At 71.9% G+C, this 23,545-nt stretch carries 24 protein-coding genes; 8 read left to right on the top strand and 16 right to left on the bottom strand.

Translation table 11 applies throughout. From position 1 onward, the window contains the following. Positions 1-64 precede the first annotated feature (64 nt). Positions 65-976, top strand: coding sequence for a deoxyribonuclease IV (locus IE308_RS36200; RefSeq protein WP_110627639.1), 912 nt, complete (start codon positions 65-67; stop codon positions 974-976). Between the two features lie 121 nt (positions 977-1,097). After that, positions 1,098-1,634 carry a DUF4396 domain-containing protein gene (locus tag IE308_RS36195; protein WP_190221125.1) on the top strand — a complete coding sequence of 179 codons (537 nt, stop codon included), beginning with the start codon at positions 1,098-1,100 and terminating at the stop codon, positions 1,632-1,634. A gap of 25 nt (positions 1,635-1,659) precedes the next feature. Here the strand turns inward: IE308_RS36195 and IE308_RS36190 are convergent, their stop codons facing one another. Next, positions 1,660-2,292, bottom strand: a complete 633-nt coding sequence (locus tag IE308_RS36190) for a sulfite oxidase-like oxidoreductase (protein ID WP_110627641.1) — start codon at positions 2,290-2,292, stop codon at positions 1,660-1,662. A gap of 179 nt (positions 2,293-2,471) precedes the next feature. On the opposite strand from IE308_RS36190, the gene bfr reads away from it, so the two are divergent. Further along, positions 2,472-2,951, top strand: a complete 480-nt coding sequence (bfr, locus tag IE308_RS36185) for a bacterioferritin (protein WP_190221124.1) — start codon at positions 2,472-2,474, stop codon at positions 2,949-2,951. On the opposite strand, the gene IE308_RS36180 is transcribed toward bfr, so the two are convergent. The 3 genes from IE308_RS36180 to IE308_RS37140 all read right to left on the bottom strand — a co-directional run bounded on the left by IE308_RS36180 (position 2,948) and on the right by IE308_RS37140 (position 6,264). Further along, positions 2,948-3,196 (bottom strand): (2Fe-2S)-binding protein, encoded by a 249-nt coding sequence (locus IE308_RS36180; RefSeq protein WP_110627643.1) that lies wholly within the window; start codon positions 3,194-3,196, stop codon positions 2,948-2,950. The genes bfr and IE308_RS36180 overlap by 4 nt on opposite strands. 128 nt (positions 3,197-3,324) lie before the next feature. Beyond that, positions 3,325-4,677, bottom strand: a complete 1,353-nt coding sequence (locus IE308_RS36175) for a class II 3-deoxy-7-phosphoheptulonate synthase (protein ID WP_110627644.1) — start codon at positions 4,675-4,677, stop codon at positions 3,325-3,327. A 108-nt stretch (positions 4,678-4,785) separates the two neighbouring features. After that, a complete protein-coding gene (locus IE308_RS37140; RefSeq protein WP_229909384.1) occupies positions 4,786-6,264 on the bottom strand; it encodes a hypothetical protein in 1,479 nt (492 codons plus the stop codon). 99 nt (positions 6,265-6,363) lie between these two features. On the opposite strand from IE308_RS37140, the gene IE308_RS37535 reads away from it, so the two are divergent. After that, the gene (locus IE308_RS37535) at positions 6,364-6,420 is read left to right on the top strand and encodes a trp operon leader peptide (RefSeq protein WP_078912442.1); all 57 of its coding nucleotides are present in this window, start codon (positions 6,364-6,366) and stop codon (positions 6,418-6,420) included. A gap of 95 nt (positions 6,421-6,515) precedes the next feature. Next, entirely contained in the window at positions 6,516-8,396 is a 1,881-nt protein-coding gene (locus IE308_RS36160) for an anthranilate synthase family protein (protein ID WP_190221123.1), read from the top strand. Here IE308_RS36160 and IE308_RS36155 read toward each other — a convergent pair. The 5 genes from IE308_RS36155 to IE308_RS36135 form a co-directional block, all read right to left on the bottom strand. Next, positions 8,348-9,343, bottom strand: a complete 996-nt coding sequence (locus IE308_RS36155) for a 2-hydroxyacid dehydrogenase (protein ID WP_190221122.1) — start codon at positions 9,341-9,343, stop codon at positions 8,348-8,350. The two genes, IE308_RS36160 and IE308_RS36155, sit on opposite strands and share 49 nt — an antisense overlap. A gap of 133 nt (positions 9,344-9,476) precedes the next feature. Next, positions 9,477-10,490 carry a 6-phosphofructokinase gene (locus IE308_RS36150; protein WP_110627648.1) on the bottom strand — a complete coding sequence of 338 codons (1,014 nt, stop codon included), beginning with the start codon at positions 10,488-10,490 and terminating at the stop codon, positions 9,477-9,479. Positions 10,491-10,585: 95 nt separating this feature from the next. Beyond that, complete coding sequence (locus tag IE308_RS36145; protein WP_190221151.1) at positions 10,586-11,239, bottom strand: response regulator; 654 nt, start codon at positions 11,237-11,239, stop codon at positions 10,586-10,588. Positions 11,240-11,286: 47 nt separating this feature from the next. Next, positions 11,287-12,516 (bottom strand): MacS family sensor histidine kinase, encoded by a 1,230-nt coding sequence (macS, locus tag IE308_RS36140; RefSeq protein ID WP_190221121.1) that lies wholly within the window; start codon positions 12,514-12,516, stop codon positions 11,287-11,289. A gap of 48 nt (positions 12,517-12,564) precedes the next feature. Next, complete coding sequence (locus tag IE308_RS36135; RefSeq protein WP_162655710.1) at positions 12,565-13,311, bottom strand: lysophospholipid acyltransferase family protein; 747 nt, start codon at positions 13,309-13,311, stop codon at positions 12,565-12,567. 161 nt (positions 13,312-13,472) lie between these two features. On the opposite strand from IE308_RS36135, the gene IE308_RS36130 reads away from it, so the two are divergent. After that, positions 13,473-14,252 carry an alpha/beta hydrolase gene (locus tag IE308_RS36130; RefSeq protein ID WP_110627652.1) on the top strand — a complete coding sequence of 260 codons (780 nt, stop codon included), beginning with the start codon at positions 13,473-13,475 and terminating at the stop codon, positions 14,250-14,252. Next, entirely contained in the window at positions 14,245-14,844 is a 600-nt protein-coding gene (locus IE308_RS36125) for a hypothetical protein (protein WP_190221120.1), read from the top strand. Before IE308_RS36130 ends, IE308_RS36125 begins: the two co-directional genes overlap by 8 nt. A 33-nt stretch (positions 14,845-14,877) precedes the next feature. Here the strand turns inward: IE308_RS36125 and IE308_RS36120 are convergent, their stop codons facing one another. The 6 genes from IE308_RS36120 to IE308_RS36095 all read right to left on the bottom strand — a co-directional run bounded on the left by IE308_RS36120 (position 14,878) and on the right by IE308_RS36095 (position 20,178). After that, complete coding sequence (locus tag IE308_RS36120; RefSeq protein ID WP_110627654.1) at positions 14,878-15,630, bottom strand: endonuclease/exonuclease/phosphatase family protein; 753 nt, start codon at positions 15,628-15,630, stop codon at positions 14,878-14,880. A gap of 133 nt (positions 15,631-15,763) precedes the next feature. Continuing rightward, positions 15,764-16,717, bottom strand: coding sequence for an ROK family glucokinase (locus IE308_RS36115; protein WP_110627655.1), 954 nt, complete (start codon positions 16,715-16,717; stop codon positions 15,764-15,766). Between the two features lie 122 nt (positions 16,718-16,839). Next, positions 16,840-17,361 (bottom strand): DUF5304 domain-containing protein, encoded by a 522-nt coding sequence (locus IE308_RS36110; RefSeq protein ID WP_190221119.1) that lies wholly within the window; start codon positions 17,359-17,361, stop codon positions 16,840-16,842. Between the two features lie 87 nt (positions 17,362-17,448). Continuing rightward, entirely contained in the window at positions 17,449-18,621 is a 1,173-nt protein-coding gene (locus tag IE308_RS36105; RefSeq protein ID WP_190221118.1) for an ArsA family ATPase, read from the bottom strand. Positions 18,622-18,800: 179 nt separating this feature from the next. After that, positions 18,801-19,247: an SRPBCC family protein gene (locus tag IE308_RS36100; protein WP_190221117.1), complete on the bottom strand. Its 447-nt coding sequence runs from the start codon at positions 19,245-19,247 to the stop codon at positions 18,801-18,803. A gap of 112 nt (positions 19,248-19,359) precedes the next feature. Continuing rightward, positions 19,360-20,178 (bottom strand): metallophosphoesterase family protein, encoded by an 819-nt coding sequence (locus IE308_RS36095; RefSeq protein WP_110627659.1) that lies wholly within the window; start codon positions 20,176-20,178, stop codon positions 19,360-19,362. A 317-nt stretch (positions 20,179-20,495) separates the two neighbouring features. Between IE308_RS36095 and IE308_RS36090 the strand changes: the two genes are divergently transcribed. Further along, entirely contained in the window at positions 20,496-22,292 is a 1,797-nt protein-coding gene (locus IE308_RS36090; protein WP_190221116.1) for an AMP-dependent synthetase/ligase, read from the top strand. A 99-nt stretch (positions 22,293-22,391) separates the two neighbouring features. Here IE308_RS36090 and IE308_RS36085 read toward each other — a convergent pair whose 3' ends face one another. Beyond that, positions 22,392-23,534, bottom strand: a complete 1,143-nt coding sequence (locus tag IE308_RS36085) for a glycosyltransferase family 4 protein (RefSeq protein WP_190221115.1) — start codon at positions 23,532-23,534, stop codon at positions 22,392-22,394. Positions 23,535-23,545 lie beyond the last annotated feature (11 nt).

Raw genomic sequence — 23,545 nt, 5'->3', positions numbered from 1 at the left:
ACGCCACCGGCCTCGGGCCGCCCGCGGTGCCGGGGCACACCGGCCCGCGTGGCAGGCTGAACGGGTGACACGTCAGGACTCCCCGAACCCCTCCCTCCAGGCCCCCCGGCACCCCTCCCTGCCGCGCAACCCCGTCGGCGCGCACATCCCCGTCGCCGGCGGACTGCACTCCGTGGGACTGCCGTACGCCCGTGACCTGAAGGCCGAGGCCGTGCAGGTCTTCGTGGCCAACCCGCGCGGCTGGGCCACGCCCGCCGGGAACCCGCGGCAGGACGAGGCGTTCCGCGCGGCCTGCGCGGCGGAGTCGCTGCCGGTGTACGTGCACGCCCCGTACCTGATCAACTTCGGTTCGCACACCGAGGCGACGGTGGAGCGGTCGGTGGAGTCGCTGCGGCACTCGCTGCGGCGCGGGCGGGAGATCGGCGCACTGGGCGTCGTCGTGCACACCGGCAGCGCGACGGGCGGGCGGGAGCGGTCGGTGGCGCTGAGGCAGGTGCGGGAGCGTCTGCTGCCGCTGCTGGACGAGCTGACCCACGACGACGACCCGTTCCTGCTGCTGGAGTCCACCGCCGGGCAGGGTGCCTCGCTGTGCTCGCGGACCTGGGACTTCGGGCCGTACTTCGAGGCGCTGGACGCCCATCCGCGGCTGGGCGTGTGCCTGGACACCTGCCACATCTTCGCGGCCGGGCACGACCTGACCGGTCCGAGCGGTATGCACCAGACGCTGGACCTGCTGGTGGACACGGTCGGCGAGGGCCGGCTGAGGCTGATCCACGCCAACGACTCCAAGGACGTGGCCGGGGCGCACAAGGACCGCCACGAGAACATCGGTGCGGGTCACATCGGCGAGGACCCGTTCCGCGCGCTGATGACCCACCCGGCGACGGCGGGCGTCCCGCTGGTCATCGAGACTCCCGGCGGCAAGGAGGGGCACTCGGCCGACGTGGAGCGGCTCAAGAAGCTCCGCGACGGGTAACCCCGCCCGGAAAAGAGCCAATAGAAAAACAGTCCGGAGAAAAACCCATGGCGGGAATACCCCCGGGGGGTATACGGTTCTTGCTCGGTGCAGGAACCGTGATCCGACATTGGGGGCAGTCATGCAGCACGAGGCACACAGCGCACACGCACACCACCAGATGAACCACGACGGCCACGACGGGCACGAGGGCCACCACGGCCACCACCACGCCCCCGCCGGCGCCTCTTGGGCCATGGCCGCACAGGCCACGCTGCACTGCCTCACCGGCTGCGCCATCGGCGAGGTGCTCGGCATGGTGATCGGCACCTGGCTGGGCTGGGGCAACGTCCCGACGATGATCCTGGCCATCGTGCTGGCGTTCTTCTTCGGCTACTCGCTCACCCTGCGCGGCGTGCTGAAGGCCGGCGTCGGCTTCAAGGCGGCGGTGCGGGTGGCGCTGGCGGCGGACACGCTGTCGATCGCCGTGATGGAGCTGATCGACAACGGCGTCATCGCCCTGTGGCCGGACGCGATGGACGCGCACCTGGACGACGCCCTCTTCTGGGGCGCGCTGGCGGTCTCGCTGGTGATCGCGTTCCTGGTGACCACCCCCGTCAACAAGTGGATGATCGGCCGCGGCAAGGGCCACGCGGTGGTGCACCAGTACCACCACTGACGCCCCGAAGGGGTATGCGCAGGACTCAGAGCTCGGGGCCGTCCCCGGGCTCTTCCTGGTAGGAGTACCGCTGTTCCTTCCAGGGGTCGCCGATGTTGTGGTAGCCGCGCTCCTCCCAGAAGCCGCGGCGGTCGGCGGTCATGTACTCCACGCCGCGGACCCACTTGGGCCCCTTCCAGGCGTACAGGTGGGGGACGACCAGGCGCAGCGGGAAACCGTGCTCGGCGGTCAGCAGCTCGCCGTCCTTGTGCGTGGCGAACAGCGTGTGCTCGGCGGTGAAGTCGGACAGACGCAGGTTGGAGCTGAAGCCGTACTCCGCCCACACCATCACATGGGTGACCTCGGGGGCGGGCGGGGCGATGTCCAGAATCGCCCGGGCGGGGATGCCGCCCCACTCGGCGCCGAGCATGCTGAACTTGGTCACGCAGTGCAGATCGGCGACGACGGTGGCGTGGGGCAGAGCCGTGAACTCCTCATGGGTCCAGCAGTGCTTCTCGCCGTCGGCGGTGGCCCCGAAGACCCTGAACTCCCAGCGCTCCGGCCGGAACTTGGGCACCGGCCCGTAGTGGGTGACCGGCCAGCCCTTCTGCACTCGCTGCCCCGGCGGAAGCTCGGACCGTGCTGCTTCTCCAGATTCGCTTTCCACCGGCTGACCCATGTCTCCATCCTGACAGACCCGGGGCAGTGCACATGACCAGGCACCCCATCGAACCGGACAACTGGCACCAAGCATGCACGTACTTACTAAGTGCACACTTACTGGACGATCTTCCGGGCCGGTGCAATCATGCCGCCGCAACCCCTCCCCCGTTCCCTCCGTGGAAGGAGCCAGGCGCGATGCAGGGCGACCCCGAGGTCATCGAATTCCTCAACGAGCAGCTGACCGGTGAGCTGACCGCCATCAACCAGTACTTCCTGCACGCCAAGATGCAGGAGAACTTCGGCTGGACGAAGCTCGCGAAGTACACCCGGCACGAGTCGTTCGACGAGATGAAGCACGCCGAGGTGCTCACCGACCGGATCCTGTTCCTGGACGGGCTGCCGAACTACCAGCGTCTGTTCCACGTGCGGGTGGGGCAGACTGTCACGGAGATGTTCGAGGCGGACCGGCAGATCGAGGTGGAGGCGATCGACCGCCTCAAGCGCGGTATCAGGGTGATGCGCGAGAAGGGCGACATCACGTCGGCCAACATCTTCGAGGACATCCTCGCCGACGAGGAGCACCACATCGACTACCTCGACACCCAGCTGGAGCTGATCGAGAAGCTCGGCGAGGCGCTGTACCTCGCGCAGCTGATCCAGCAGCCGGAGAGCTAGGCGGCCTGGGGCCGGGCGGCCTCGTCCAGGGAGGCGAGGACCGGCTTGCCCTCGTCGGCCAGCTCGCGCCGGGGGCAGGCGCCGCGGCCCAGCAGGGCCTGGATGCGGCGGACGCACGACCCGCAGTCCGTGCCGGCCTTGCAGGCGGAGGCTATCTGGCGGGGGGTGCAGGCACCGTCTGCCGCGTGCTGCTGGACCTGGGCCTCGGTGATGCCGAAGCAGCTGCAGATGTACACGCGGTTCACCTCCCGACGGGATTGCTCTATGTACTGCCATCCCGTTTCTCGGTGAGGCAAACCTAACCTTACCCATCCCCGTCGGGGTGCAACAGTGCGAGGGGCGCGAATCCTGTGTGATCCGCGCCCCAGAGCGACTACTGGTCCCGGTACATCTCCGCGACCAGGAACGCCAGGTCCAGCGACTGGCTGCGGTTGAGCCGCGGGTCGCAGGCCGTCTCGTAGCGCTGGTGCAGGTCGTCGACGAAGATCTCGTCGCCGCCGCCGACGCACTCGGTGACGTCGTCACCGGTCAGCTCCACATGGATGCCGCCCGGGTGCGTGCCGAGGCCCTTGTGCACCTCGAAGAAGCCCTTGACCTCGTCGAGCACGTCGTCGAAGCGGCGCGTCTTGTGGCCGGAGGCCGCCTCGAAGGTGTTGCCGTGCATCGGGTCCGTCACCCAGGCCACGGTGGCGCCGGAGGCGGTGACCTTCTCGACCAGCTCGGGAAGCTTGTCGCGGATCTTGTCCGCGCCCATCCGGACGATGAAGGTCAGCCGGCCCGGCTCCCGGTCGGGGTCGAGGCGGTCGATGTAGCGCAGCGCCTCCTCGGCCGTCGTGGTCGGGCCGAGCTTGATGCCGATCGGGTTGCGGATCTGCGAGGCGAACTCGATGTGCGCGTGGTCCAGCTGCCGGGTGCGCTCACCGATCCACACCATGTGCGCCGAGACGTCGTACAGCTGCCCGGTGCGCGAGTCGACGCGGGTCAGCGCGGTCTCGTAGTCGAGCAGCAGCGCCTCGTGCGAGGAGAAGAACTCGACCGTCTTGAACTCCTCCGGGTCCACCCCGCAGGCGTGCATGAAGTTCAGCGCGTTGTCGATCTCGCGCGCGAGCTGCTCGTAGCGCTGGCCCGACGGGGACGACTTCACGAAGTCCTGGTTCCAGGCGTGCACCTGGCGCAGGTCGGCGTAGCCGCCGGTGGTGAAGGCGCGCACCAGGTTCAGCGTCGAGGCCGACGCGTGGTACATGCGCTTGAGCCGCTCGGGGTCCGGGATGCGGGCCTCTTCGGTGAACTCGAAGCCGTTGACGGAGTCGCCCCGGTACGTCGGGAGCGTCACGCCGTCGCGGGTCTCGGTCGGCTTCGAGCGCGGCTTGGAGTACTGGCCGGCGATCCGGCCGACCTTCACCACGGGGACGGACGCGGCGTACGTCAGCACGGCGCCCATCTGGAGCAGCGTCTTGAGCTTGTTGCGGATGTGGTCGGCGGACACCGCGTCGAAGGCCTCGGCGCAGTCGCCGCCCTGGAGGAGGAACGCCTCTCCCTTGGCGACGGCCGCCATCCGGGCGCGCAGCTGGTCGCACTCGCCCGCGAAGACGAGCGGCGGATACGACTCGAGGTCCGCGATCACTGCGCGCAGAGCCTCGGCGTCGGGGTACTCGGGCTGCTGCGCCGCGGGCAGGTTTCGCCAGGTGTTGCCAGCGCTGGGGCTGGTCTTAGCGTTCACGGTCACCCCTACAACATTACGGGGTCGGTGCACGCGTCCATGCCGTGGCTCAACAGATGAGACGGACGGGGCCCGCCGCGCGCGGGCCCCGTCCTGCTGCTCGGCCTCCGGCCGTCAGTGCAGGTCCTGCACCGCCGGGTCGGTGAAGCCGACGGAGAAGACGGCCCGCAGGGAGAGGTTGTCCGTGCCCGCGTAGTGCCAGCACACGTCCGTCTTCTCCTCCTCGGGGACGGCCTTGAACTCGGGGTGCTGCGCCCGCAGGGTGCTGCCCGCGCAGATGCCCTCGGTCAGGCCCCACAGCTCGTCGACGGTCTCCGTGCCGAGCTTCGGCCAGTGGCTCAGGGCCTGCGGCGGGCCCGCCGACCAGTTGCCGCCGGCCGCGCAGCTCGTGGAGGCGCGGGTGTCGCCCACCCAGGTGTGCGAGTACACGCCGGGCTTGGTGCCGCAGCCCTTGTGGAAGCCGAAGTTCAGCACGCCCTGGCCGTCGGTCCAGGTCATGCCGCCCTGCAGGCCCCGGTAGCGGGAGGCGGCGTACGCGTCCTGGATCACCGTCTTGCCGCCGGACATGTTCAGCAGGCCCGGGTAGGAGGCGGAGCCGGTCGGGTTGAGCTGGTAGCGCACCACCCGGCCGCCGTCGATGTAGCCCTGCCACTCACCGGCGACCAGCTTGTACGGGGCGCCGCCGGTCTTGTCCAGGGACAGCCACGAGAAGCACAGCTGCTCGGGGTCGATGGTGTTGCCCGAGCAGTCGGACGGGGTGCCCGCCTGCTTGTAGTAGTGCACCTCGGGCAGCACGTACGGGTAGCCGCAGGCGCTGGAGCGGCCGCTGCCGTCGATGCCGTAGGAGCTGACGCCCGAGCCGTAGGTGTCGACCTTGGCCATCTTGTTGATGTCGAAGACGCGGATGCCGTGCGCGGTGTCCGTGACGTAGATGTAGTTCGCGTACCAGACGATGCCGCCGCCGTGGCCGGTCACGAACGAGAAGTCCGTGCCGGAGCTGTTGGGCTCGGCGAGCAGGACGTGCCGGTACTTGAGCGTGTCCCGGTCGAGGAAGGTCAGCTTCAGCAGGTTGTTGGTCTTGCAGCCCGCCGAGGTCTCGTCGCTGAGCGTCCGGTAGTGCCAGGAGACCGCCGCGACGTGCCGGTCCTGGATGGCGCCGTCGCCGCCGTCGGCGGTGCCGGTGGTGCTCATGCCCTGCGGCCACCAGTGCGGGGTGGTGTCGTCGGTGTGCGCGTTCGACCAGCACCAGGCGTTCTTGGTGCCCACCGGGGGCAGCGCCTTGGTCTCGGTGCCGGTGCAGGAGCGCATCGAGCGCAGGTTCATCCAGCTGTCGGCCGCACCGGACGAGTTCGTCGTGTAGTTCGTGGTGACGACGTCGGTGAGGTTGGCGTGGCTGGTGAGGTAGTTGTTGTAGAGGTTGTTCGTGGCCGACACGTAGCTCGTGTCGGTCAGCTTGAACTGGTCGGCGCCGAGCGAGAGCTTCGTCATCGTCGGCGAGTCCGCGGCCGTGGCGGGCTGCGCCGTCAGACCCGTGAGCAGCGCCGCGCCGGCCGCGATCCAGGCGAGCAGCCTGGATCCCCGTATCCGTCCCATGGACGTCCTTTCGTGAAGTCGAGTGGGACATGCCAAAAACAGCAGACGAAGATCGTAAGCCCCGCACGGTGTCCGGTGTTTCGCGGTAGGGTGGCGGGCATGTTCGCGCTTTCGACCCAGAACTGGTGGTGGACCGCTCATCCGGCGGCCCACTGACTGCGCGTACGCAAGACTTCGCGAAGGCCGCCCGAGGGGCGGCCTTCGGCGTTTCCGGGGCCGGGCCGTTCCTCCCACGAGAAGGACACGGACCCATGCGTCTGCCCGATCTGCTCGACGATCCCCGCCCCTTCGCCCTGCTGCGCCGCCGCACGCCGGGCCACGACGAGAACACGGTGGAGCTGTTCCTCGGCCCGGTGGCCGAGTACGACCGGCTCGCCGACCTGCCCGAGCGGTGCCTGGCGCTGGTGCCGTTCCGGCAGATCCGGGAGCGCGGCTTCGACGTCCGCGACGACGGCACCCCGCTCGCGGTGCTCGTCCCCGAGGAGTCGCACACCCTTGCCCTGGAGGAGGTCCTCGACGGGCTTCCCGGGCACGACGTCCGGGTCGAGGGCGGCGGCTTCGACGTGGGCGACGAGGAGTACGCCGGGATCGTCGGGCGGGTGCTCGACGAGGAGATCGGGCGGGGCGAGGGCGCCAACTTCGTGATCCGGCGGACGTACCGGGGGCGGATCCCCGGCTTCTCCCGCGCCGACGCCCTCGCGCTGTTCCGGCGGCTGCTGGAGGGCGAGCGGGGCGCGTACTGGACGTTCGTCGTGCACACCGGGGAGCGCACCCTGGTGGGGGCCAGCCCCGAGGTGCACGTGCGGATGTCCGGCGGCACGGTCGTGATGAACCCGATCAGCGGCACGTACCGCTATCCCGCCGAGGGGCCCACCCCCGAGCACCTGCTCGGCTTCCTCGCCGACGGCAAGGAGATCGAGGAGCTGTCGATGGTGGTCGACGAGGAGCTGAAGATGATGTGCACCGTCGGCGACATGGGCGGCGTCGTCGTCGGACCCCGGCTGAAGGAGATGGCGCACCTCGCGCACACCGAGTACGAGCTGCGGGGGAAGTCCTCGCTGGACGTGCGGGAGGTGCTGAAGGAGACCATGTTCGCGGCGACCGTGACCGGCTCGCCGGTGCAGAACGCCTGCCGGGTCATCGAGCGGCACGAGGTCGGCGGGCGCGGCTATTACGCGGGCGCGCTGGCGCTGCTCGGCTGTGACGCGGGCGGGGCGCAGACCCTCGACTCGCCGATCCTGATCCGCACCGCCGACATCGGTGCCGACGGCACGCTGCGGGTGCCGGTCGGCGCGACGCTGGTGCGCGGCTCGGACCCGGCGAGCGAGGTGGCGGAGACCCACGCCAAGGCGGCGGGGGTGCTCGCTGCGCTGGGGGTACGGCCGTCCCGGCCCCGTGCGGAGCACGCGCGCGTGGGCCTCGCCGACGACCCGCGGGTGCGGGCCGCGCTCGACGGGCGCCGCTCGGCCCTCGCGCCGTTCTGGCTGCGGATGCAGGAGCGCTCGCAGGACCTGGAGGGGCACGCCCTGGTCGTGGACGGGGAGGACACGTTCACGGCGATGCTGGCGCACGTGCTGCGGTCGAGCGGTCTGGAGGTGACCGTCCGCCGCTACGACGAGCCGGGGCTGCGCGAGACGGTCCTCGCCCACGAGGGCCCGGTCGTCCTCGGCCCCGGGCCGGGCGACCCGCGCGACGCGGACGACCCGAAGATGCGCGTCCTGCGCGAGCTGGCCGCGGCGGTCCTGCGGGAGCACCGGCACGGCGTCCTCGGGGTCTGCCTCGGGCACGAGCTGATCGCGGCGGAGCTGGGCCTCGACATCGTCCGCAAGGAGGTGCCGTACCAGGGGGCGCAGACGGTGATCGACCTGTTCGGACGGCCCGAGACGGTCGGCTTCTACAACAGCTTCGTGGCCCGCTGCGACGACGAGGCGGCCGCGGAGCTGGCCGCGCACGGCGTCGAGGTCAGCCGCAGCACGGCGTACGAGGTGCACGCGGTGCGCGGCGCCGGGTTCGCCGGCATCCAGTTCCACCCGGAGTCGGTGCTGACGCTGGACGGCGCCGCGATCGTGCGGGAGCTGATCGGTCAGCTGCGCGGCACCAGCACGTTCTCCGAGCGGCGGCCCGCCGTGTAGTCGAGGACGTTGCCCACCGTCGTCTCGATGATCTGCCCGACGGCGTCCTCGGTGTAGTACGCCTGGTGCGAGGTGACCAGCACGTTCGGGAAGGTGACCAGGCGGGCCAGCGTGTCGTCCTCGATGGCCTGGAGCGACCTGTCGAGGAAGAACAGGCCCGCCTCGGCCTCGTACACGTCGAGGCCGACGCCGGTGAACCGCCCGGCGCGCAGCTCGTCGACGAGGGCGGCGGTGTCGATCAGCCCGCCGCGGCTGGAGTTGACGAGGATCGCGTCGTCCTTCATCGACTTCAGCGCGGCGGCGTCGATCAGGTGCCGGGTCTCCGCCATCAGCGGGACGTGCAGGGTGACCAGGTCGGACTCGGCGAGCAGCTGCTCCTTGGGCACGTACTTCATGCCCAGCTCCGCGCAGGCGGGGTTCTCGGCGATGTCCCAGCCGAGCAGCCGCATGCCGAAGCCGTGCGCGATCCGGGTGAACGCCTCGCCGATCTTGCCGGTGCCGAGGACGCCGGCGGTGCGGCCGTGCATGTCGCGGCCCATCAGCCCGTCGAGCCGGAAGTCGAAGTCGCGGGTGCGGGTGGAGGCGCGGACGACGCGCCGGTTGACCGCCATGGCGAGCGTCCAGGCGAACTCGGCGACGGAGTACGGCGAGTAGTACGACACCCGGGCGACCGTCAGGCCGAGCCGCTCGGCGGCGGCCAGGTCGATGTTGTTGAAGCCGGTGGAGCGCTGGGCGATCATCCGGGTGCCGCCGGCCGCCAGGGATTCCAGGACGCGGCCGTCCAGGTCGGCGTTGACGCTGGTGGAGATCACCTCGTAGCCGGTGGCGATGGGGGCGGTGTCCTCGTTGAGGAACACGTCCAGGCAGCGGACCTCGTGGTGACCGGCGAAGGCCCGTTCCAGCAGCGGCTGCTCGTCGGCCTGCACGCCGAAGGCCAGGATCTCCATGGATTCTCCCGTTCGGGTCGGCTACGGGGCGAATATACGGCCGGACACCGCCCGTCGCCGGTCGGCCGGAGGTCCTGGAGGCCAGGCCGAAGGGCCCTGCCGGCCGCCGGCGTCCGCCGGCCGTCAGCCCCCCTCAGCCGAAGAACACCCCCACCTCCTCGTACAGCTTCGGGTCGACCCGCTTCACCCGGGCCGTGGCCTCGGCGATCGGGACGCGGACGACATCGGTGCCGCGCAGGGCGACCATCGTGCCGAAGTCCTGCTCGTGGACGGCGTCGATGGCGTGCAGGCCGAAGCGGGTGGCGAGCCAGCGGTCGAAGGGGCTGGGCGAGCCGCCGCGCTGGAGGTGGCCGAGGACGGTCGTGCGGGCCTCCTTGCCGGAGCGGTGCTCGATCTCCCGGGCCAGCCACTCCCCCACGCCCGACAGCCGCACCCCGGATCCGGGCCCCAGCCGCATCGAGCCGTCCTTGGGGTACGCCCCGTCGGCGACGACCACGATCGGCGCGTACGACGCCCGGAAGCGCGAGGTGACCCAGGCGCAGACCTGCTCGACGTCGAAGGGCTGCTCGGGGATGAGGATGACGTTGGCGCCGCCGGCCAGCCCGGAGCGCAGCGCGATCCAGCCGGTGTCGCCGCCCATCACCTCGACGACCAGGACCCGCTTGTGGGACTCGGCGGTGGTGTGCAGGCGGTCGATCGCCCCGGTGGCGACGCCGACCGCGGTGTCGTACCCGATCGTGCAGTCGGTGCCCGACAGGTCGTTGTCTATGGTCTTCGGGACGCCGACGATGGGCAGTCCGTACTCGTCCGCGAGGCGGGCCGCCGTACCGAGGGTGTCCCGGCCGCCGATCGTGATCAGCGCCTCGACCTCGTGCTTGGCGAGGTTCTCACGGATCCGGCGGACGCCCTCCGGGTGGTCCAGGGGGTGGGTGCGCGAGGTGCCGAGGATGGTGCCGCCGCGGGGCAGGGTGCCGCGCACCGCGGGGATGTCCAGGGGCACCGTCTCCCCGTCGAGCGGGCCGCGCCAGCCGTCGACGAAGCCGACGAACTCGTCGCCGTAATGCTGGACGCCCTTGCGGACCACGGCCCGCACCACGGCGTTGAGGCCAGGGCAGTCCCGGCCTCCGGTCAGTACTCCGACGCGCATGGGGTGTCCCTCCGCGAGAGCGTGGCTGCTCCTCCCACGCTAGCGGGACGAGGGCCCCCCGCGCGGCCGACTCACGCGCCGCCGTGCGCGCCGGATCACTCGTCGTCGAGGCCGCGCTCTATGGCGTAGCGGACCAGCTCGACGCGGTTGTGCAGCTGGAGCTTGCCGAGGGTGTTCTGGACGTGGTTCTGGACCGTGCGGTGGGAGATGACGAGGCGTTCGGCGATCTGCTTGTAGCTCAGGCCCTTGGCGACCAGGCGCAGCACCTCGGTCTCCCGGTCGGTCAGCCGGGGCGCCTTCGGCTCCTCCGGTCCGGCCCCGGCGGCGGACAGCGGCTCGGCGGCGAGGCGCCGGTACTCGCCGAGGACGAGTCCGGCCAGGCCCGGCGTGAACACCGGGTCGCCGGCGGCGGTACGGCGCACCGCGTCCTGCAGTTCCTCGGTGGACGCCGACTTCACCAGGTAGCCGGTGGCGCCGGACTTGACCGCCTCCAGCACGTCGGCGTGCTCCCCGCTCGCCGACAGCACCAGCACGCGCAGCGTGGGGCGGTCGGCGACGACCTCCTTGCAGACCTGCACGCCGGGCTTGCCGGGCAGATTGAGGTCGAGGACGAGCACATCGGGCGCGGCGGCCTTGGCGCGGCGGACGGCCTGGTCGCCGTCGCCCGCGGTGGCGACCACCTCGAACCCGGACTCGGCCAGGTCGCGGGCGACCGCGTCGCGCCACATGGGGTGGTCGTCGACCACCATGACCTTGATCGGGCCGTTCACCTGTCCGTCCCGCCCTGCGTCGTCGCTCACCGCTGCTCCGCCTTCCCCCGTGCCGTCGTGCTGTCCTTCGGTACCGTCAGTTCGACCTCGGTGCCCTGCCCCGGCACGGAGATCCACTCGGCGCTGCCGCCGAGGTCGCGCAGCCGCCCGCGGATCGACAGGGCCACCCCGAGCCGCCCCTCGCCCTCGGCCTGCGCCAGCCGGCCCTCGGGGATGCCGGGCCCGTCGTCGCGTACGGTCACGATGACCGCGTCGGGCTCGTCCTCGACGAGGATCCACGCGCGTGCCTGCTCGCCCGCGTGCACACGGACGTTGTCCAGCGCGGCGCCGACCGCGGCGGCCAGCTCCCGCGCGGCGGCCGGTGCCAGTTCCACGGGGGCGCCGGGCTCGGCGAGGCTGACCCGGGCGCCCGAGTACGGCGCGAGCAGGGAGCGCAGGTCGACGGGGCCGTCGGCACGGTCCGGCTCGTCGTCGACGACGCGGACGACGGCGCCCTGGGCGGTGTCCTCGGAGACCCGGGAGACGGGGCGCAGGCCGCCGGAGACGAGGGTGCGCAGCGCGACCTCCTGCTCGCCGGCGAGCCGGCCCAGCTCGGCCGCCTCGCCGCCGATGACGGCTCCGCGCCGCTGCACCATGGCCAGCACCTGCAGGACGCTGTCGTGGATGTCCCGGGCGAGCCGCTCCCGCTCCCGGGTCGCGGCCTCGATCTCCAGGGCGCGGGCGAGGGTGCGCTCGGAGGCGCGGGCGACCTCGACGACGTAGCCGATGGCGATGGCGGCGACCCAGACGAGGATCACGTTGTGCACGGTGTCGCGGACCGGGGCCCCACGTTCGATCAGGTTGGCGACGGCGACGGTGGTCGAGGCGTACGCCGCCCAGCGCCAGCCGCCCTTGATGGCGAAGGCCAGCACCGAGCCCGCCGTCCATATCGACGGCAGCGTCGGCCCGCCCTCCATGATCCGCTGGTGGGAGTCGGCGACCGGGGTGAGCAGGACGCCGGTGAGCGCGATCGTCAGGTCGACGGCGAGGAAGCGGCGGGTGCAGCTGGCCTCGTTGGCGACCTTGGGCAGGGTGGCCAGCGTCCATCCGCACAGGACGCAGTAGTAGGCGATGGCGACCCAGGGGCGCGGGAAGCGGTCGTAGGCGGTGGCGAACAGGCCGACCGCGTACAGCATGGTGAGGACGCGGTAGGCGGTCAGCGCACGCCACAGCGGCAGCTCGACCGACATGCGCATGACTTTCTCGCGTGCCGCCATGTCCCCCAGCCCCCCGTCGGTCCGCCGTGTTCAGGCCGTCTCCGCGGCCTAGGCGTCCTTCTCCTTCTTCGCCTGCTCCTTCTCGGCCTTGGCGAGCGCGGCCTTGGCCTCCTTCTCCGCCTTCGCCGCCTCCGCGATCTGCCGCTTGGCGGCCGTCGCGTACATGTCGACGTACTCCTGGCCGGAGAGCTTCATGATCTCGTACATGACCTCGTCGGTCACCGCCCGCAGCACGAACCGGTCGTGCTCCATGCCCTGGTAGCGGGAGAAGTCCAGCGGCCTGCCGATGCGGATGCCGGGCCGCATCACCTTCGGGACGACCTTCCCAGGCGGCTGGATCTTCTCGGTGTCGATCATCGCGACGGGGATCACGGGCGCGCCGGTGGCGAGCGCCACGCGCGCGAGGCCGCCGGGCTTGCCGCGGTAGAGGCGGCCGTCGGGCGAGCGGGTGCCCTCGGGGTAGATCCCGAACAGCTCACCGCGCTCCAGCACGTCGATGCCGCTCTTGATCGCCGCCTCGCCCGCGCCGCGCGCGCCGGAGCGGTCCACGGGCAGCTGGCCGACGCCCTTGAAGAAGGCGGCGGTGAGCCGGCCCTTCACGCCAGGCGTGGTGAAGTACTCGGCCTTCGCGATGAAGGTGACCTTCCGGTCGAGCACCGCGGGCAGGAAGAACGAGTCGGAGAACGACAGGTGATTGCTCGCCAGGATCGCCGGGCCCTCGGCGGGAACGTTCTCCAGGCCCTCCACCCAGGGCCTGAAGACGAGCTTCAGCGAACCCCCGACGGTGACCTTCATCGCGCCGTACAACAACCGAGTGCCTCCTGATGTGTGTCGATCAGACCTTAACCCCAAGGACGCCGAACAGCCCGACGGCCCTGGTCGGTGTCAGTGCGGTCGCGTACGGTGAACCCACACCTGGACGTTGCTCATGCCTCTCTCATGAACAGGAGACCGAAGTGGCGGTCCTTCCTGGAGCCGAGCCGTACCGCCATGAGGGCGGGGAGGTCGGGGTTCTCCTCTGTCACGGCTTCACCGGTTCCCCGCAGTCGCTGCGCCCGTGGGCGGAGTACCTCGCCGGGCACGGGCTGACCGTGTCGCTCCCGCTGCTGCCCGGACACGGCACGCGCTGGGAGGACATGCAGGTCACCGGCTGGCAGGACTGGTACGCGGAGGTGGACCGCGAGCTGCGCGCCCTCCGTGAGCGCTGCGCGCGGGTGTTCGTCGCGGGCCTGTCGATGGGCGGCGCGCTGGCGCTGCGGCTCGCGGCGAAGCACGGCGACGCGGTCAGCGGTGTGATCGTGGTGAACCCGGCGAACAAGGTCCACGGCCTGTCCGCGTACGCCCTGCCGGTGGCCCGGCACCTGGTGCGCACGACGAAGGGCATCGCCAGCGACATCGCCAAGCCGGGCAGCGCCGAGCTGGGGTACGACCGGGTGCCGCTGCACTGCGCGCACTCGGTGCGGACCTTCTTCCGGCTGGTCGACGGCGAGCTGCCGCAGGTCACGCAGCCGCTGTTGCTGCTGCGCAGCCCGCAGGACCATGTCGTGCCGCCCGCGGACTCGGCGCGGATCCTGTCCCGGGTCTCCTCCCTCGACGTCCGGGAGGTCCTGCTGGAACAGAGCTACCACGTGGCGACGTTGGACCACGATGCGGAGCGGATCTTCGAGGAGAGCCTCGCCTTCATCGGCCGGCTCGCTCCCAGTGTCGGCAAGGAAGGGACGACGGCAGGTGGCTGAGCACGACTCGGAGCGCGGGGACGGTCTCGACGAGCCGGAGGAGCAGAGCGTGCCCTTCGACGAGGAGGCGGCCTGGGCGGCCATCGTCGCGGGATACGGCGAGGAGCCGGCGGACCCGCCGGGCGCCCGGCCGTTCCGGTCGGTGGAGGACCTGGCGCTGCTGGAGCCGACGGTGGGCGACGACGACCCGGCCGGCACCCCGCAGGCCACGAAGGACAAGAAGGACGACAAGGACAAGCCGGCGGCGCCGTTGGGCGGCTCGGTGTCGTTCGCGCCCGGCGTCGGCGGCCCGCGCGACTACACGGCGCCCGAGCCGGCCGACGACGACTTCGACGAGGACGACGAGGGCCACTTCGTCCCGCCGGAGCCGCCGCCGCTGCCCGAGTCGGACGCGACCGCGAAGTTCGCGTGGCTGGGCGTGCTCGGCGGCCCGGTCCTGCTGCTGCTCGCGGTGGTGCTCGGCTGGAACATGACGTGGTGGCTGACGACGCTGGGCATCGGCGGCTTCCTCGGCGGGTTCGCGACGCTGGTGATGCGGATGCGCACGGACGACGAGGACGGCGACGACCCGGGCCGGGGAGCCGTGGTCTGAGGCACCGGCTCCCCCACCGCTCCGGGGCTCTCCCTACCGCGCCGGGATCCTGACGGCGGCCAGGACCGGCAGGTGGTCGGTGGCCGCCCGCAGGTCCGCGTCGGTGACGCCGGGGTGGCCGTAGGGCACACCGCAGCCGAGGACCTCGATGCCCTCGGTGGCGAAGATCGCGTCGATGCGCTGGTGCGGGTCGGCCGGCGTCCAGGTCTCCTCCCCGCCCCAGGGGGCGACGGCCCGGCAGTCCTGGAGCTGTGCGGCGATCCGCCGGAAGGTGGGGCCGTCGGGCTCCTCGTTGAGATCACCGCCCGCGATCACGTGCGGCACGCCCAGCGCGGCGATCCGGTCGAGGAACATGCCGCCCTGCTCGTACCGCTCGGCGTCGTCGAGGGACAGATGGCAGCCGACCACGCCGAGCCGGACCCCGCCGAAGCGGACGACCGCGGTGGACAGGCCCCGTCGGTGCAGGCCGGGGGTGAGCGGCAGCAGGATGTCCTCGGTGCGTTCGACGGTGGCCCGCAGGTCGCACAGCAGGGCGGGTCCGGACGCGGTGGCCCCGCCGGCCAGGATCACCAGGTCGCTGGCGCGGGCCAGGCGGGCGAGTTTCTTGTGCCAGCGGAAGAAGCGGGGCGCCTCCTGGATCAGGACCAGGTCGGGGGCGCAGGCCTTGATGACACGGGCGAGGGCGTGGGTGTCGTCGCGCATGGAGCGGATGTTGTAGCTGAGGACGCGCAGGACGACTGAACCGTCCGGTTCGGTGCGGGAGTTGGGGAGCAGCGCGGTTGCCATGCCCTCACTCTAAGCAGCCGGGCGCGGCGCGGCGGCGTATGACTCGGGGGCGCGGGGGACATGTGCGACCGGCCGTCCTGCGTGGCCGGTCGCACCGTTCCCCGCGCCCCCGAGTGGGCACGGCGGATGCCGCCTACATGATCGGGTCGGGCTCGCGGGCCAGGTCCGCCGCGCCCACCAGGCCGGCCTTGTTGCCGAGTTCCGCGGCGCGGACCTCGGCGACGGGACGCCAGTTGCCGCCGACCAGCCAGCGCTTGTACGACTTGCGGATCGGGTCCAGGACCAGCTCACCCTCGTCGGAGAGGCCACCGCCGACGATGAACGCGGACGGGTCGAAGAGGGAGGCGAGGTCGGCGAGGCCGGCGCCGACCCAGCGGGCCAGCTCCCGGTACGAGTCCACGGCGACCTTGTCGCCCTGGCGGGCGGCCATGGAGATGTGCTTGCCCTCGATGCCCTCGGGGGTGCCGTCGCCCAGCGACAGCAGCAGCTCGGCGCGCTCGGGGGTGGCGTTGGCGCGCTGCTTGGCGTAGCGCACGAGGGCGCGGCCGGAGGCGTACTGCTCCCAGCAGCCCTGCGAGCCGCAGCCGCACAGCAGGCCGTCCGGCACCATGCGGATGTGGCCGAACTCGGCGGCGACGCCGAAGTGACCGCGGCGCAGCTTGTTGCCGATGATGATGCCGCCGCCGAGGCCGGTGCCGAGCGTGATGCAGATGACGTTCCGGTGGCCCTTGCCGGCGCCGAACTTGTACTCGCCCCAGGCGGCGGCGTTGGCGTCGTTCTCCACGACGACGGGCAGGCCGGTGCGCTCCTCGACCTCGGCCTTGAGCGGCTCGTTGCGCCAGTGGATGTTCGGCGCGAAGTAGACCGTCGAGCGCTGACGGTTGACGTATCCGGCGGCGCCGATGCCCACGCCCACGATCTCGTGCCCCGCGCGTGCGCCCTCCACGGCCGAGGCGATGGCGTCCACGATGGCCTCGGGCGTGGTGGGGGTCGGCACCTTGAAGGTCGAGAGGATGTTGCCTTCCTCGTCGACCACGCCGGCCGCGATCTTCGTGCCGCCGATGTCGACGCCGATGGTGAGTCCCATGAATCCCTCAGTTTCGGTCGAGCCCCGCTACGGCCAACGGTACCCGAGGCGTTTGCCGTCGGGTCGCCGTCGTCCGCCCGGTGGACTCGCCGTCGTCCGGGGTGGGCGTGGGCCGGGACCGGTCAGTCGAGGTCGATGCGCTGCCCCGGTCCGCCGTCGTCACCGCGGTCACCGCGGTCACCGCGGTCGCCGCGGTCACGGGGGTCGTCGGGTTCGCCGCGGTCCCCGGCCGTCCAGCGGCGCTCCTGGGCCTGCACGGCGGAGCGGTAGGCGGCGAGGAGTTCGCCGCCGGCGGCGGCGAGGTGGTCGAAGACGTCCGGGTTGCGCTCGATGACCGGCTCGACGGCCGCCTTGGCCTGCTCCACGACCTGCCGGACCACCTGCTGGGCGGCGGGCCCGGCGACCGCGCCGAACAGCGGCGACTGCAGGCCGGACAGCTTCTCGGCGACGGTGTCGACGAGCTTCTTCAGCTCCTCGGCGGCCGAGCCGGGCGGCGGGCCGTACGCGGTGCGGCGGCGGGCCTTCTCGGCGGCGAGGTCCTCGGCGCACGCGGTGGCCCAGGCGTCGGCGTCGGTGTCGTCGGCGAGGGGCACCTGGGGTTCCGCGGGCTCGGGCGGCTCGGGGGCGGGGCGCTCTTCGCTCATGACGGACTCCTGACTACGGTTCGTCTCTCCGACGTTACCCGAACGGGGGTACCGGGTTCACGGGGTGCGGGGGCGTGCGGCGCGCGCTCAGGGGGTGCGGGGCCACAGGGCGGGATCCGGCGTGAAGCGGACGCGCAGGTCGCCGTCGCGCAGTCCGGCGCCTTCGACGGCGCAGCGGCGCAGCGCGGAGGGCAGCGGGACGATGCGGCGGCAGGGGCCGGCGGTGACGACGAGTTCGTCGCCGCGCCGGACGAGGTCGATGTCCTCGCGTACGGCGCCGGGCAGCGGGATCTGCCAGACGAGGACGCCGTCGTCGGCGATCCGGTCGGTGACGGGCCAGTCGGCGGGCGGGGTGTCCGGTGCGGGGGCGGGGACGGCGAGCGCGGTGAGGTCGTCCAGGCCGCGCGGGTCGTGGCCGAGATGGGGGGCGGTCCGCAGCTCGCCGTACTCCTCCCGCCAGGCGTCCAGGGCCTTGCGCTGCTGGGCGACGGGGCCGGCCAGCCAGGAGCCGGCGGTGTCCTCGGGCAGGACACGGTTGGCGACGACGGCCTCGACGGGCAGGGCGCGCAGGGCGAGGCCGAGGCGGGCGGCGCGCAGGGCGTCGGTGCCGGCCGGACCGGGTTCGGCGACGAGGCGTACGGCGGTGCGGCGGTCGCCGAGGACGGCCTCGACGGCGGCCAGCTCCACGTCCCAGCGGGCGGCGGTGTCGTACAGCCACTCGGCGGGCATGGGCACGCCGGCCAGCCGGCCGAGGACGGGGCGCAGGGCGCGGGCCGCCTGCCGCTCGGGCGGGAGCAGGCGGCGCAGGTAGCGGCGCAGCTCCTCGGGGAGGGCGAGCAGGGCGAGGGCCTGCGGGGCGGGGGGCAGGTCGACGACGAGCAGGTCGTGGGCGTCGGAGAGCGCGGCGTCGCGGATCGCGCGGAGCAGGGCGAGTTCCTCGGCGCCGGGGAGGGGGGTGACCTCTTCGGGGTCGAGGCGGGAGGCGCCGAGCAGGTCGAGGACGTTCGCGGCGCGCTCCTGGAACGCGGCGAGGTCCTGCCGGAAGGCGGCGGGGGCGTCGGGGCGCCAGACGGTCAGGTGCGGGGTGACGCGGGCGGGGACCGGGCCGGTGGGGGTGCCGAGGAGGGCGCCGGGGGTGTCGGTGCGGTCGGTGCTGAGGAGGAGGGTGCGGGTGCCCTCGGCTGCCGCCTGCAGCGCGGTGGCGGCCGCGACCGTGCTACGGCCACTGCCGCCGGGGCCCGTGATCATGAGGGTGCGCATGGGGGTGAACGGTACAGAAGGCTGCGCGGGCTGCGGGGGTGCCCGGCGCCGGTGCCGGGCGGGGGTGGGTCGCGCGGCCCGGCGCTACGGGGGTGCCGCTGCGCCCACCCTCCCCCAAGCTCTCGACTTCGCTCGAGCAGGGGGGACCCCCATCGCCCCAGCGGCACGACTGCCCGCAGCTACGCAGGCTTCTCCGACTCCACCCTCTTCTTCAGGCCCGCCAAGGCTCGGTCGATGATGACCTTTTCCGCCTTGCGCTTGATCATGCCGAGCATGGGGATCTTGACGTCGACGGTCAGCTGGTAGGTGACCTCGGTCGCGCCGACGCCCGCCGGCTTCAGCAGGTAGGAGCCGTCCAGCGAGCGCAGCATCTGGGACTTGACGAGGGTCCAGGAGACCTCGTCGGGGCCGCTCCAGGTGTACGCCAGCGTCTGGTCGTCCTTGATCGCGCCCGCGTCCATGACGAGCCGGACCTGTTCGGCGCGGCCCTGCTCGTCGGTCTTGAGGACCTCCGCCTCCTTCACCTCACCGGTCCAGTCCGGATAACGGGCGAAGTCGGCGATGACCGCCATGACGTCGGCCGGTGCCGCCTCGATCGTGATGCTCGAGCTGGTGTGTTCCGCCATCGCCGTGGCTCCTCCAGATGCGGGCCGGTAAGAAAGGGTCAGCAGGTGTGCAGGCCGTGCAGGTGGTGCAGGTATGCAGCGTGAAGGCTACCGCGCGGCCGACCCGGCGACTTCACCCCCATTCCAGCACCCACGGCTTCCCCGTCCCCGCGAAGTGCCCCACGTTGACGCACTCCGTCGCGCCGATCCGCATCCGCCGTACCAGCGGCTGGTGGACGTGGCCGAACAGCGCGTACCGGGGGCGGGTGCGGCGGATCGCCTCCAGGAGCGCGCGGCTGCCGCGTTCGAAGCGGCGCGCCACGGTGTCGTACACCAGCTCCGGCACCTCCGGCGGGATGTGCGTGCAGAGCACGTCGACCTCGCCGACCGCCTCGATCTTCGCGGCGTACTCCTCGTCGCTGATCTCGTACGGCGTGCGCATGGGCGTGCGCAGGCCGCCGCCGACGAAGCCGAAGACCCGGCCGCCGATCTCCACCCGCTCGCCGTCCAGCACGGTCGTGCCCGGCCCGGCGTACTCCCGCCACAGCGGCGGCATGTCGACATTGCCGTAGGTGGCGTACGTCGGGGTGGGGAAGGCGGCGAACAGCTCGGCGTACTGCTTGCGCACCGCCTGCTCGATCACCGCAGCCCGGTCGCCCTCGATACCCGACCACAGGCGCCGGCCGAACTCGCGCGCCTCCTCGAAGCGGCGGGCGGTGCGCAGCGCGACGATGCGGTCGGCGTTCTCCGTGCCGAACAGGTCGGGGAAGATCCCGCGCGAGTGGTCGGCGTAGTCGAGGAAGAGGACGAGGTCGCCGAGGCAGACCAGGGCGTCCGCGCCGTCCCCGGCGCGCGCCAGGTCACGGGCGTTGCCGTGGACGTCGCTGACGACGTGGACGCGGTGGGTGCGGCGGGCGCGGCCCGTACGGTTTCCGTCCGGTGTGGAGCGCATGGCGATCAAGCGTAGGAGGCGCGGGGCCCTTGTGAACAGTGGCGGTCCCACCTGCGGTTACTGGCTAGTCAGGAAGGCCGTGGACTACTGTGCGCGAAGGAACACCAATCTGTGTGACGCAGCGAACATCTCGCCGGGACCCCCTGTCGGAGAAGCCATACCGGCGGGTAACGTCCGGGCAGTCCAGTCGTGCTCAGGATTTCAACCAGTGGGCTCCCCATCCTCCTGGCGGCCTCCCGAGCACCTGCCCGAGCCTTGGACCGCACCGTCGCATCACACAACGTCGTGGCGCCGGCGCCCTATGAGGAGCAGCAGTCTTGCGCGAGTTCAGCCTTCCGGCTTTGTACGAGGTCCCTGCGGACGGCAATCTGACCGACATCGTCCGCAGAAACGCCGCGCAGCACCCCGACGTCGCCGTCATCGCCCGCAAGGTCGGTGGCACGTGGCAGGACGTCACGGCCACGGCGTTCCTGGCGGAGGTGCACGCCGCCGCCAAGGGACTCATCGCCTCCGGTGTGCAGCCCGGCGACCGCGTGGGCCTGATGTCCCGCACCCGCTACGAGTGGACGCTGCTCGACTTCGCGATCTGGAGCGCGGGCGCGATCACCGTGCCGGTGTACGAGACCAGCTCGCCGGAGCAGGTGCAGTGGATCCTGTCCGACTCGGGCGCCACCGCCTGCATCACCGAGCTGGACACCCACACGGCCGCCGTGGAGTCGGTGCGCGAGAAGCTGCCCGCCCTGAAGCACGTCTGGCAGATCGAGGCCGGTGCGCTGGAGGAGCTGGGCCGGCTCGGCAAGGACGTCTCGGACGCCACGGTCGAGGAGCGCGGCTCGCTGGCGAAGGCCGACGACCCGGCCACCATCGTCTACACCTCCGGCACCACCGGCCGCCCCAAGGGCTGCGTGCTCACCCACCGCAGCTTCTTCGCCGAGTGCGGCAACGTCGTCGAGCGGCTGCGCCCGCTGTTCCGCACCGGTGAGTGCTCGGTCCTCCTGTTCCTGCCGCTGGCGCACGTCTTCGGCCGTCTCGTGCAGGTCGCGCCGATGATGGCGCCGATCAAGCTGGGCTGCGTCCCGGACATCAAGAACCTCACCGACGAGCTGGCGGCCTTCCGGCCGACGCTGATCCTCGGTGTGCCGCGCGTGTTCGAGAAGGTCTACAACTCGGCGCGGGCCAAGGCGCAGGCCGACGGCAAGGGCGCGATCTTCGACAAGGCGGCGGACACCGCGATCGCCTACAGCAAGGCGCTGGACACGCCGTCCGGTCCGTCGCTGGGCCTGAAGATCAAGCACAAGGTCTTCGACCGGCTGGTCTACAGCAAGCTCCGCGCGGTCCTCGGCGGGCGCGGCGAGTACGCCATCTCCGGCGGCGCCCCGCTCGGCGAGCGCCTCGGTCACTTCTTCCGCGGCATCGGCTTCACCGTCCTGGAGGGCTACGGCCTCACCGAGTCCTGCGCGGCCACCGCGTTCAACCCGTGGGACCGGCAGAAGATCGGCACCGTCGGACAGCCGCTGCCCGGCTCCGTGGTGCGCATCGCCGACGACGGCGAGGTGCTGCTGCACGGCGAGCACCTGTTCAAGGAGTACTGGAACAACCCGGGCGCGACCGGCGAGGCGCTGGCCGACGGCTGGTTCCACACCGGTGACATCGGCACCCTCGACGAGGACGGCTACCTGCGCATCACCGGCCGCAAGAAGGAGATCATCGTCACCGCGGGCGGCAAGAACGTCGCCCCGGCGGTGATCGAGGACCGCATCCGGGCGCACGCGCTGGTCGCCGAGTGCATGGTGGTCGGCGACGGGCGGCCGTTCGTCGGCGCGCTCATCACGATCGACGAGGAGTTCCTGGGCCGGTGGGCCGCGGAGCACGGGAAGCCGGCCGGCTCGACGGCGGCGTCGCTGTGCGAGGACGCGGATCTGCTGGCCGCGATCCAGGCCGCGGTCGATGACGGGAACGCGGCCGTGTCCAAGGCGGAGTCGGTGCGGAAGTTCCGGATTCTGCCGGCGCAGTTCACGGAGGAGTCGGGGCATCTGACTCCGTCGCTGAAGCTGAAGCGGAATGTTGTCGCGCGGGACTATGCCGAGGAGATCGAGGCGATTTACGCCAAGTAGAAGCAGGGCGCCTATTGGGGTGCGGGGTGCTGTGCGTCGGCGGCTTTCGGTCGTCTGTGGCTTGCCGCGCAGTTCCCCGCGCCCCTTAAGGGCGTTGCTCTACAGCAGCGTTTTCAAGTGTTCCGCCAGCAGGTCCCAGCGCCACTTCTCCTCCACCCACTGTCTGCCCCGCTCCCCCATCCTGCGGCGCAGCTCCGGGTCTCCGAGGAGCGTGGTGATCCGCTCGGCCGCCTCCTGCGGGGAGCCGCCCCGCACCACCCAGCCCGTCTCTCCGTCGAGGACCGCGTCCGGGGCGCCGCCCGAGTCGCCGGCCACCACCGGCAGGCCCGTCGCGGACGCCTCCAGGTAGACGATGCCGAGGCCCTCGACGTCCAGGCCGCCGCGGCGCGTCCGGCACGGCATGGCGAACACGTCGCCGGCGCCGTAGTGCGCGGGCAGTTCGGACCAGGGGACGGCGCCGGTGAAGCGGACCGACTTCGCGACGCCCGTGTCGTGGGCGAGGCGGCGCAGGTCCTGCTCGTAGGGGCCGCCGCCGACGATGAGGAGGACCGTGTCCGGCTCGGCGGCGAGGATGCGGGGCATCGCCTGGATGAGGGTGTCCTGGCCCTTGCGGCGGACCAGCCGGGAGACGCAGACCACGACCGGGCGGTCGGTGAGGCCGAGGCGGGCGCGGACCTCGTCGCCGCCGGAGGCCGGGTGGAAGGTCTTCTCGTCGACGCCGGGCGGCAGCTGGACCATGCGGGCGGCGGCCCGCGGGGTCAGCGCGGTGGCGATGCGGGAGCGGGTGTACTCACCGAGGTAGGTGATCGTGTCCGTGGTCTCGCCGATCCGGCGCAGCAGCTGCCGGGCGGCGGGCAGCTGGGCCCAGCCGGCCTCGTGGCCATGGGTGGTGGCGACGATCCGCTCGGCGCCGGCCCTGCGCAGCGCCGGTGCCATCAGGCCGAGGGGGGCCGCCGCCCCGAACCACACCGACGTGCAGCCGTGTTCGCGCAGCAGGCCGACCGCGCGCCGGGTCGCCTGCGGGGTCGGCAGCAGCATCGTCGTACGGTCGCGTACGACGGTGAAGGGCTGCTCGGCGTCGAAGGCGGCGGTGGCCTCGACGCCCTCGCGGCTCCGCTTCCAGGTGGAGGCGTAGACGACGAGGCTCGCGGGGTCCAGGCGCAGCGCCATGTTGTGCAGGAAGGCCTGGATGCCGCCTGGGCGGGGCGGGAAGTCGTTGGTCACGATCAGGGTCTTGTGCATCGTCGCCGACC

This window comes from Streptomyces griseosporeus (genome assembly GCF_014656055.1).
GTDB classification, from domain to species: Bacteria; Actinomycetota; Actinomycetes; order Streptomycetales; family Streptomycetaceae; genus Streptomyces; species Streptomyces griseosporeus.
This window is presented reverse-complemented; position numbering and strand designations above follow the sequence as displayed.